At 69.4% G+C, this 9,963-nt stretch carries 9 protein-coding genes and 1 pseudogene; 4 read left to right on the forward strand and 6 right to left on the reverse strand.

What is annotated here, in order from left to right:
• The first annotated feature begins 108 nt into the window (after positions 1-108).
• Complete coding sequence (locus KGA66_RS26135) at positions 109-1,260, forward strand: S8 family serine peptidase (RefSeq protein WP_211471723.1); 1,152 nt, start codon at positions 109-111, stop codon at positions 1,258-1,260.
• A 499-nt stretch (positions 1,261-1,759) separates the two neighbouring features.
• Here the strand turns inward: KGA66_RS26135 and KGA66_RS26140 are convergent, their stop codons facing one another.
• From KGA66_RS26140 to KGA66_RS26150, 3 genes are all read right to left on the reverse strand, one after another.
• The gene (locus KGA66_RS26140) at positions 1,760-2,107 is read right to left on the reverse strand and encodes a nuclear transport factor 2 family protein (RefSeq protein ID WP_211471726.1); all 348 of its coding nucleotides are present in this window, start codon (positions 2,105-2,107) and stop codon (positions 1,760-1,762) included.
• 120 nt (positions 2,108-2,227) lie between these two features.
• Positions 2,228-3,484, reverse strand: coding sequence for a cytochrome P450 family protein (locus KGA66_RS26145; protein ID WP_211471728.1), 1,257 nt, complete (start codon positions 3,482-3,484; stop codon positions 2,228-2,230).
• Positions 3,485-3,499: 15 nt separating this feature from the next.
• Positions 3,500-4,072, reverse strand: coding sequence for an alpha/beta fold hydrolase (locus tag KGA66_RS26150; protein ID WP_211471730.1), 573 nt, complete (start codon positions 4,070-4,072; stop codon positions 3,500-3,502).
• Here KGA66_RS26150 and KGA66_RS26155 point away from each other — a divergent pair.
• On the forward strand, positions 4,035-4,187 hold the full coding sequence (locus KGA66_RS26155; protein ID WP_211471741.1) for a hypothetical protein: 153 nt from the start codon (positions 4,035-4,037) through the stop codon (positions 4,185-4,187). The two genes, KGA66_RS26150 and KGA66_RS26155, sit on opposite strands and share 38 nt — an antisense overlap.
• Here KGA66_RS26155 and KGA66_RS32310 read toward each other — a convergent pair.
• Together KGA66_RS32310 and KGA66_RS26165 are read right to left on the reverse strand one after the other, a co-directional pair.
• Positions 4,182-5,024, reverse strand: a pseudogene (locus KGA66_RS32310) (HAMP domain-containing protein); the annotation flags it as partial. The gene KGA66_RS26155 and the pseudogene KGA66_RS32310 sit on opposite strands and share 6 nt — an antisense overlap.
• Positions 5,021-5,698 carry a response regulator transcription factor gene (locus KGA66_RS26165; protein ID WP_211471733.1) on the reverse strand — a complete coding sequence of 226 codons (678 nt, stop codon included), beginning with the start codon at positions 5,696-5,698 and terminating at the stop codon, positions 5,021-5,023. The gene KGA66_RS26165 and the pseudogene KGA66_RS32310, both read right to left, overlap by 4 nt.
• Before the next feature lie 175 nt (positions 5,699-5,873).
• Here KGA66_RS26165 and KGA66_RS26170 point away from each other — a divergent pair, with 175 nt between their 5' ends.
• Complete coding sequence (locus tag KGA66_RS26170; RefSeq protein WP_211471735.1) at positions 5,874-6,143, forward strand: hypothetical protein; 270 nt, start codon at positions 5,874-5,876, stop codon at positions 6,141-6,143.
• Positions 6,144-7,235: 1,092 nt separating this feature from the next.
• Entirely contained in the window at positions 7,236-7,412 is a 177-nt protein-coding gene (locus KGA66_RS26175; protein WP_211471737.1) for a hypothetical protein, read from the forward strand.
• Positions 7,413-7,575: 163 nt separating this feature from the next.
• Here KGA66_RS26175 and KGA66_RS26180 read toward each other — a convergent pair whose 3' ends face one another.
• Positions 7,576-8,799 carry a phosphodiester glycosidase family protein gene (locus tag KGA66_RS26180; protein WP_211471739.1) on the reverse strand — a complete coding sequence of 408 codons (1,224 nt, stop codon included), beginning with the start codon at positions 8,797-8,799 and terminating at the stop codon, positions 7,576-7,578.
• Positions 8,800-9,963: the final 1,164 nt, after the last annotated feature.

Consider the following 9,963-nt stretch of genomic DNA (forward strand, 5'->3'; position numbering starts at 1 on the left):
CGACCGTCCTGTTCGCCCAAGGAATCCACGTCCACCTGCTCGAACTCCTCGGCATCGAGGTCATCCAGCCACGCTGGACAGAACCCTGACCCGACCCGAACGAGCTACATGCGAACTACGGGCCTAGGCACCCTGGGGCAGGACGTGGACACCTGGTCGCGGCATGTGGGCACCCGGCAGCTGCGCCCCGGTCAGCTGACCGTGGTCCCCACGCCGGACGGCACACCCGCCTACACGTCGGCCGAGACCGACTCGGGCTTGGTCGAGACGACGCTGGACGTGGAGGCCGTGCACGGTATGGCGCCGGACGCCGACATCATCGTCATCGGCTATTCCACCTCGCCGGACAACGGCCCGAACTTCGACCTGGCGAGCGACATGTACGTCCTGGACCACACGCACGCCACGATCGTCTCGAACTCCAGCACGTTCATGCCTACGCCCAGGACACAGGTGGCGTACGACAACCTGTACCAGGAGGGGGCGCTGCAGGGCGTCGGCTTCTACTACCCCAGCGGCGACGGCAACGGCGGCCTGGCCTACCAGGCGGGCGACCAGTGGACCACCGGCGTCGGCGGTACGTCGCTGGCCATCGGACCCCACGGTTCACGCGAGTGGGAGACCGGCTGGGGCGACACGCTCAGCGCGCTGAGCCCCGACGGCACCTCCTGGCAGGCGCCGCAGCCCGGCGGCGGCACGGGAGGCGGCTGGGAACGGGGCACGCCGCGGCCCTGGTACCAGCAGGGCGTGGTCTCCGACCGGGAGGCGACCGGCCCGGACGGCAAGATCGACCGCACCAGCCCGGACGTCGCGATGGACGCCGACGCGGCCACCGGCATGCTGGTCGGCGGCACGCCGCTGTACGGCGAGACATGGCCGGGCTCCGAGGAGAGCTCCTGGAAGTACACCGAGCGCCGCTACGGCGGCACCAGCCTGTCGACCCCGCTGTTCGCGGGCGTGCAGGCGCTCGCCCAGCAGGCACGCGGCGGCACACCGCTCGGATTCGCCAACCCCACGCTCTACCACCTGGCGGGCACCGGGGCGCTGCGCGACATCACCAAGCTCACCGGCCCGCCCCCGGCCGCCGTCGCGCAGCGCTGGGTCTCCGCCGGCACGTTCGCCCCGATGCTCTTCCAGATGCTCGCTCAAGAGCCGATCCCGGGTGTACCTGTGACCACGTCGGTCGGACCCGGATTCGACACCGAAACCGGCATCGGCGCCCCCACCGGCGAATACCTCGCGCAAATGCGCCGAAACTGAGCTGCCGCGTGGCGGCCGGATCAGTGCTCGATCACGAGGTCGAAGTCGGCGGGCACGGCGAAGCCGCGCATGCCGCGAGTGCCGCGCTGCGCGCTCTCCACGAGCAGGCCTGGCGCAAAGCCGGGGCGGTTCAGTCACAATGAGCCCGCGCCGCACCGCGGCCGGACCGCGGATGACCGGAGGCTGAAGATCATGCAGGGCACGTTGCCTGACCCGCGCCAGGTCACCTCTCGCGAAGAGCTCGCCCGCTTCGTCCAGGCGCTACACAAGGATCTGACAGCGCAGAGCGACGCGTGGCAGAACCCTGTCCTGTTTGAAAACTCGACACATACCGCGACCAGGGTGTTTGCATGTCGATATGACAGGGTCTTGCTGCACCATTTACTAAGTATGCGAAGCGCGGGACACGTACGCAACCCTGCTCCGGCGGGCACCGGGCGAGGTGCGGCGGAGGCGGGAGACTGCCCGCCTCCGCCGCACGTCATCCGCCGCGCGGCGCCTACTTGGCGAACACGTCCTTGATCGCGATCTTGCCGTCGCGCATCACGAAGACGTCGACGAACCGGCGGATCTCGGTGCCGTCGGCCTCGTTCACCGTGGCGCCGATGTAGACCCGGTCCCCCTCCTGGGTGAGCGGGGTGTAATTCACGCTGATGCCCTTGCTGTGGAATTCGTGCAGCAGGTCGATCTGCTGCTTGAGATACGGTTCGATCTCCGCTCCGGCGTAGACCTTGCCGGTGGGGTCGATCCAGACGCCGCCCTCGGCGAAGCAGTCGAGCGCCGCCTCGATCTGCGAGTTCTCGCTGGCGCTGAAGAACCGGGCCACAAGGTCGATTTCCTGGGACATGTACATCTCCTCTGCTCGCTGATCCGCACGCGCACGTCGAGTGCGCGGCGTCAGGTCCGGCGGTTTTCGTAGTGATCGGGATTGAGCGACGACGCTGTGTGCGGGCCGTCACCGCTCTGGTCAGGACAGCCGCACCGGCAGCGCCTCGAGTCCGCGGAACTGGGCGCTGTACTTCCACCGCAGCTGTTGCGCGGGTGTGACCAGCTCCCACGTGGCGAAGCGTTCGAGCAGCCGCCCGAACACGATCTCGCCCTCCATCCGGGCCAGCGGTGCGCCGATGCAGTGGTGGATCCCGTGGCCGAAGGACAGGTGCCCCTTGTTCGCCCGGGTGATGTCGAGGCGGTCCGGGTCGGGGAAGCGCGCAGGGTCCCGGTTCGCGGACAGCAGCGCGATGAAGACGATCTGCCCGGCTGGGATCGTCGTCCCGCCGAGCTCGACCGGCTCCGCGGTGAACCGGATGGTCGCCATGTTCAGCGGGCTCTCCAGGCGCAGGAACTCCTCCACCGCGCTGGACAACAGGCTCGAATCCGCGCGCAGCAGCCGCTGCTGGTCGGGGTGCTCGAGCAAACCGAGGACACCGCTGCTGAGCATGTGAGCGGTCGTCTCGTATCCGGCGTTCATCATCAGGTAGGTGGTGGCGAGCAGTTCGGGGTCGTCCAGGCTGCCACCGTCCTCCTGGGCGGTGATGAGAGCGGAGACCAGGTCGTCGCCCGGCTCGCGCCGCTTGGCCGCGATCAGTTCCCCGATGTACGCGAACGCCCGCCCGTGCGCCTCGCGCTTCTGTTCGGCGGTGGTCTGCAGGCTGGCGAGCACGCCGTTCCAGGCCCGGAAGTCGTCGTGCCGCTCCTGCGGGACGCCGAGCAGTTTTCCGATCACGAAGATCGGCAGCGCCAGGCCGATGCGTTCCACGAAATCGAACTCCTCGCCCGGGACGACCTGGTCGAGCAGCGAGTCGGTGAGCTCTTCGATCCACGGGCGCAGCCGCTCGACCCGGCGCATGGTGAACACGTTGCCCAGCAGGCGCCGCAGCCTGGTGTGATCCGGCGGGTCGCTGAAGAGCATGCTGCGCGGGGTGCGCGCGATCGTCTGGGTCGGGTCGACGGCGTTGGCCGCCATGGCATCGAGCAGCGGCTCGATCTGCTTGGACAGCCTCGGATCGGCGAGCAACGATCTGGCCCGCTCGTAGTCGGCCACCACCCAGGCGTTGAGCTCGGTGGCGAGGGTCTTGACGACGTGCTTGCGCACGTCACCGGCGGCGCGCAGCAGCGCGTAGCGCGAGTGCGGGTCCTGGGCGAACCCCCAACCGAGCAGGTCGATCTCGGTGCTCTCCGCGCGGGCGCCGATTCCGGGCGGGGCCGTCGTGTTCGCGGTGTGCACGGTGTTCTTCCCCTCTCAGGGTGCGGATTCGGTCGGGCCGCGCAGCCAGGCGTCCACGGCCGCGGCGCTCTCGTCCGCGAAGCTCGTGATCATGGTGGTGTGGGTCCCGCGGACCCGGATCAGGGTGCGTGGATCGGGCCAGGGCCCGGCCGGCTCGGGGGCGGCATCCCCGTCGATGAAGCGCTCTGCGGCGACCAGCAGCGTGGGAGCGGCGAGGCGGCCGGGGCTCCAGCCGTCGAACAGCCGCAGATGCCAGCCCATCGCGGCGAGGCTGGTGTCGGTGACGAGTTCGATCAGCTCTGGGTTCGCCGCCAGCTCGCGGTAGAGCTCGGTCTGCAGTTGCTTGATTCGCGCGTCGTCTGGTGCGTACGTGTCGAGCAGGACGAGCGCACGCGGTCCGGTGCCGGTTTGTTCCAGCCGCTCCGCGACGGCTTGGGCGAGCCATCCGCCTGACGAGTAGCCGACCAGTGCGTAGTCCTCGCCCGGCGCGATCGCCGAGACGATCTCGGCGTGTGCTCGCACAAGAGAATCCAGGGTCTCCGGCAGCGGCGTGGCGCGAGCGTACCCGGCGGGCGCCAGGACCCGCACGGGCCGTGAGCCCCGCAACGGCGCGCGGTTCGCGGCGGCGCGGCGCGTGGGCGTCCAGGCGGGCGAGCATGAGCAGGTCCTCGACCAGCCGGGCGAGACGGGAGACGTCAGCTGACATATCCGCGCGCGCGCCTGCCTGGTCGGGAAGGTGCGGATGTCTCCGGTCGATCTCGAGCTGCGCGCGCAGCGCGGCGATCGGGCTGCGCAGTTCGTGTGCGGCGTCGGCGACGAATCTGCGTTGCCGGTCGGTGGCCGCCTCGATCCGACCGAGCAGGTCGTTGAAGGTGCCGGCCAGCCGGTTCAGTTCATCGGACCCTGGCGCGGGCGGCAGTCTGCGGTGCAGGTCGGTGCCCGAGAGCAGCGCCGCTTGGCGGCGTAGCTCCTCCACCGGGCGTAGCGCCCGGCCCACCAGCAGCCACGCCAGCGCCGCGAGTGCGGCGACCAGGATAGGTGCGGCCAGTAGTAGTTCGGCGGTCAGTTCCCGGACACTTGCCTGCACCGGCGCCAGCGGGGAGCCGGAAAAGACCGTCACGCTGCCGGACGCCGTGCGCGCCGGTACGGCGGCGACCAGGTAGCCGCCCTCGCCTCCCAGTGGCACGCCGGAGGCTTCTCGCACCGTCAAGCGGTCGATCGGCCGTGGCCAGGTGAACAGCGGCGGTTCGCCGTCTATGTTGGCCGAGCTGGCGAGTACCTGGCCAGTGTGGTCGACGATCTGGATTACCCCGGCGTCGGTGCTGGTGGTCAGTGCGGCGGGTGGTTTGCCTGTAGTCAATGCCGCGGCCACGTTCGAGGCGTTTTGCGTCACACTGCTCTTCAGCGTATCGGTCAGGCCCGCTTGAAGGCGCCAGACCAGCGCACAGGACGCCAGCGTGATACCAGTCGCGATCGCCAGGGCCGATGCGGCGGTCAGCCGGGTGCGCAGGGCCCGGCGGCGGTGCGAAGAGCCGGTCACGGTGCGCGTCCGCGCAGCCGGTACCCGGCTCCTCGTACCGTCTCGATCACCCCGCCGGTCGTCGGCGAGTCGAGTTTCTTGCGCAGATAGCTGACGTACACCTCTACCACGTTCGGATCACCGTCGTAGTGCTGGTCCCACACGTGCGCCAGCAGTTCGCTCTTGCTCACCACCTGATCGTGCCGCTCCATCAGGTACTCCAGCACCCCTGCCTCGCGGGCGGTGAGTTCCACGGGTTCACCGTCGCGCTGGCATCTGCGGGTTGCCGGGTCGAATTGCAGATCCCCGGTGACCAGCACCGGTGGCCTGCGGGCGCCGCCCCGCCGCATCAGGGCGCGCAGCCGGGCGAGCAGCACGACGTAGAAGAACGGCTTGGTCAGGTAGTCGTCCGCGCCGAGATCCAGCGCGTCGGCCTCGTCGTATTCCCCGTCCTTCGCCGTGAGCACCAGTACCGGCGTGTGCACGTCCCGCTCGCGCAGCCTGCGCACCACCTCATACCCGGACAGCACCGGCAGCATGATGTCCAGGATGACAACGTCGTACTCATGCTCAGTGGCTTGCCAAAGGCCCTGCGCTCCGTCGCGGGCCACATCCACCGCGAACCCGTCGGCGCGCAGGCCGCGGGTCACGACCTCGGCCAGTCGGGCATCGTCCTCGACCAGCAGCACCCGCATCGCGACCTCCCGAACCTAGTGCCCGTTCCAGCGTCCCTTTCCGAACTCAGTGTCCACCTCGGCGGTGTGACGAAGCTGAGAACGATCTCAGCCCGACTCAGCGCCACCACAGCGTGTCCGGGGGACGGTAGGGCCGTGCGGGCGAACCCGCCCGCCTGTTCCAAGGAGGATGATCATGCAGTTGAGCCGCAAAGCGGCCCTGCTCGCCGGTTCGGCGTTCGTCGTGGCGGCGCTCTCGGGCGGCGTGGCGTACGCCGCCTCGGCGCCAGCCGTGTCCGGTGCTCACCAGGCCACCGCGACCACCGCCGTCACCGACGGCAACCAGCGGCAGGGCTCGGACACCGAGCAACAGGGCACTGAGTCGACCCGCGAGACCGACGGTCCCGGCGGCCACGCCGACACCCCGGGCGCGAACGTCGACCACCAGTTCAACGGGAACGAGTAACGGGAGCGGCAGCTGAGCCACAGACCGGAGTCGGAGCGGACACCCTGACGACGCCGCCCGCTCCGACTTTCGGGCGCGGTGGGTGGCGCGGCGTGGGTGGTGTGAGGGACCGGTCGCCATCCGGCGATCAGGCAGCCGACTCGGCAGCGGTAGCGGGTAGCCCGTACTGGCGGGCGGGCAGGAGCAGCAGCGCGAGGGCGAAGGCCAGAACCAGTCAGAGCCGCAGCTCGCCGAGCATCGCGTTGTCGAGATCAGCGCGTGCGCGACGGCCAGCGCCACGCCGCTCAGCAGCTCACAGCGGCACCGGTCGGCGCGGTCCGATTAGGTCAAACGGCAGGGCTCCCCACAGGACGCCCGCGGTGAGCGCGGTGAGCGCGCCGACGCCGTGCAGTATCAGCGCCGGGCCGGCCGCGGCGCACCGCGAGGGCTGCGAGCGCGCAGCCGAGTACGATCTGGGCCGCGCGGTCCCCGCCGGGGGTGGCGGGTGTGCCCGTCGAAGGTACACAGCGCGCAGAAGCGCTGGTCGGTGATGCCAAACCGTACCGCGGTCAGCGTGCCGAGGCCGGTCGTTACGAGCGGCAGCCCAACAAACAGCACCGTGATCCCGGTCCGCAGCGCGGTGCCGCCGCGTGCGCGCGTGCGCCGCGAGAATCAGCGGCAGGAAGATCAGTGCCCACGGCTTCGAGTCCGCAGACAGCCCGAGACAAACATGCTCGTCGCTGACCGGATTCGCCATCACGATCCCGGACAAAGCGGCGGTCGAATCGTTGCCTTGATACATTCCCCAACACTGCCTAGAGGCTGCTTGGCGCCCCACGATGCCCACGGATGAACGTCCACGCCGAACACTTCGTGCTGACCACCCGCACGAGCGCGACCGACCGGATGCTTATCCTCGGCGAGCGCCACCTTCGCGCTCATGGGCCAGTGGGAACAGCACGAGATCACCGGACGCGCCCACACGGCCCTGGACGCGAGGGCACCCACCGATGATCCGATCGTCACTGCCTTGCGCTCGGGCCGCCCCGACGGCGAACACGCCTCGGCGAACTACTCAACGAGTCCCACAGCGCCGCATAAACATCCCGCTACATGCCGTGGCAAGACCCCTGGTCACGGCATACGGCACTGTTGAAGCAGCGCAGGCACCGTGCACGAACACAAGTGTGCGGCGTGATCTGCGTGGATGGGGCTTTCGGCAAGGACAAGGCGCAGCGCCGCCGCGATCGCGACAATCCGCGGGTCAGCGATCTGACGGCGAAGGACTGATGTGACTGGGTGTCCCGTCGAAGCGAGGCTATTGCCTGGCGCGCTGCGCCGGAGCGCCTTGGCCCAGGCCGGCAACCGTTCCACGGGTGGACCAACTTCAGCGCGGTGAGCGCGGATCATCACACGTCGCAGACGTCGTCTGCGGCCACGGGCGCGCTGGTGTTCACCGCAGGTGGACGGAGACGAAGTCGCGGCTGGAGGGCTGCAGGTAGCGGTTGGCGGGCTGGACGAAGTTCCAGAGCTTGACCGGATCGGGTTTGCTCTGGCTGCCGCTGTAGGTCATGAAGGAGACCCAGTCGGGGTTGATGTCCAGTTCCATGGCGTTGACGGCGCCGGCGGCCTTGAGCAGATGAGCGAGGGTGCTGACCGAGAGCGCGGGGCCGCTGACGTACACGATGTCTCCGGTGGAGGTCACGCCGACGCCTGAGCGGGCGATGTAGAAGTCGTTGTTGATGGTGTACCCCCACTGGGCGCCGGATCCGGCGCCCACGGTGCTCTGGATCCGGCCGTGCTCGACGAGCAGGCCGAGATTCTGGCGCACGGCAAGGACGTCGGGGCTCATCACCACGTCGGTGCCCCACGCTCCGATCGAGAGCGAACCGTCGCGGTGGAAGACCTCGGAAGCCCTGCCGGCGACCAGTGGCACGGCGGTGTGGCCGTTCGCGTAGTAGCCGCCGAGGGCGTCGTCAGGGTGCACCTTGAACCCGCCGTTCCAGGTGGCGACCAGGCGCTTGAGTAGGGCGCCGGACAGGGAGTCGGGGGTAGGCCAGCTCCCGCCGGGCTGCTGGTAGCCGGGTTGCAGGGTGAAGCCGAGGTCTTTCTGGCTGAGCCACACGGCGTGGGCGAGCTTTGAGGTGTGCAGGCCGTCGGGGCGCAGCGCCGCTTCTTCGAGCACGGGCCTGGCGGCCGGGCCGTAGGTCACCGGATGCCATACCCCCTCGCCGGGCAGCGGGTGCGCGGCTTGCACGGGGATGTTGGTGGGCAGGTCGGCCTGTGCGGTGGCGGAGGCGGTCGCACGTGGGTGTGGTGCGGAGTCCTGGCCGCCCAGCAGCGCAAGGCGCTGGGCGGTGTTAAGGGCGCCACCGGTCGGCGGAGCGGTGTAGGTCCGGTTTTCCAGCCAAGTCACGGCCCAGCTTAGGTGATGGTCGCGTCCCCACTCGGCGACTCGCGCGGCAACCCTGTCGGTTCCCGGGGCGCTGAGGTACGGGTAGATCGTCACCCCGACGTAGACAACTGCGATGAACAGGAGCGCGAGCGTGCCGCGCAGGCTCCACACGAGGGTCCGGCGCAGACGGGGCGGCAGCCGCCGTCGTGGTTTTCCGCTCTGCTTGCGCCGCAGGGCGCGACGGGCTGCGCCCTTATGCGTTGACGAGGTGTTACGTGGCACCTGTAGCTCCTTGTCCGGCGGCCCACCGCGGTGATCGGCTACAGGGCGTCGAGCGGTTCGAGGCTGCCGCGTCATAGCCAGCAACGGGCGCGTGCCTCAAGCGAGCAGGATCGAGCCAGGCCAGCGGCCGAACCGAACCGCGAAACCCCCGCACGCGCAGGCGCGTGCCATCCGAGCTACGTTGTCCCGCCGCAATGCGTCCGGATCGCTTAGCCGCGCTCGGATGCCAGGCACTCGATGTCCGCGCCCGCGCCCACGTAACGCATGGTCCGTCACCGCATTCCACCGCCCACCAGCCGCCTCAACTCGCGGCGCTCGAGCCGAGCACCTACTTCTACGTCATTGTAGAAGAAGGACGCGCGCGGCGTTCCCGGGGTTCCCGGCCGCGCCCATGCACATGTGCCGCAGGCGGCATTCCCTGACACCCGTCCCATTTCAACATGCCGTGGCTGTGGTGGCCGTGGTGTTTGCGCCTGGGCGGACCAGGAGCCCGCAGTCCTCTTTCGTGTCACGCGAGAAGTCCCGCACGCAGCCCGGCTGCGCTGATGGCGCCACCGCGCCGGTGCGGAATGATCAGCGCTCTTGGCCGCTCGTGTGCTCTACGCGTTGATTCTGAGGCGTTGCGTACTCAGACCCAGTGTGATGAGGCCTCATCGATCGCTTTGTTCAGCAGGGCTGTGACGTCGTCCTTGCTGATCAGCTCTCGACCGCTTCCAACACAGCTCGACCGGCGGCATCCTCAATAGGCAATGATCCGCCTGACACCCTGCTCATGCGATTCTCGGCCGTGGTGCGCTCCGGATCCGGGTGCGCTTCAGGGCGGGAGTAGTGGCAGTGTGGCGAGGACCCGGGGCGCGCGAGCGCGAGTGTCGCCGGCGACCAGACGCCCAGTCATACCCCGGCGATGCCCAGCAGGACCCGCACGGCGCACCCGCGGTCGGTGAAGGCCGCGCCGCGGCACCTGCGCCACGGCGCGGCGCGGTACGCGCGGGCGTGGTGGCGCGGCGGGTCACCGGGCGTTGAACAAGGCGGATAAGGGCTGTAGGAACGCGCCGGTGATCAGGATCCCGGCGTTGATCTCGAAGCTCAGGGCGAGCAGCGCGCCGAGCGCGATCCATACCGGATCGCGGCTCCGCTCGGGGCGGGCGGGAGACCGGGATGTGC

This window comes from Actinocrinis puniceicyclus (genome assembly GCF_018283645.1).
In the GTDB taxonomy this organism is placed as follows: Bacteria; Actinomycetota; Actinomycetes; order Streptomycetales; family Catenulisporaceae; genus Actinocrinis; species Actinocrinis puniceicyclus.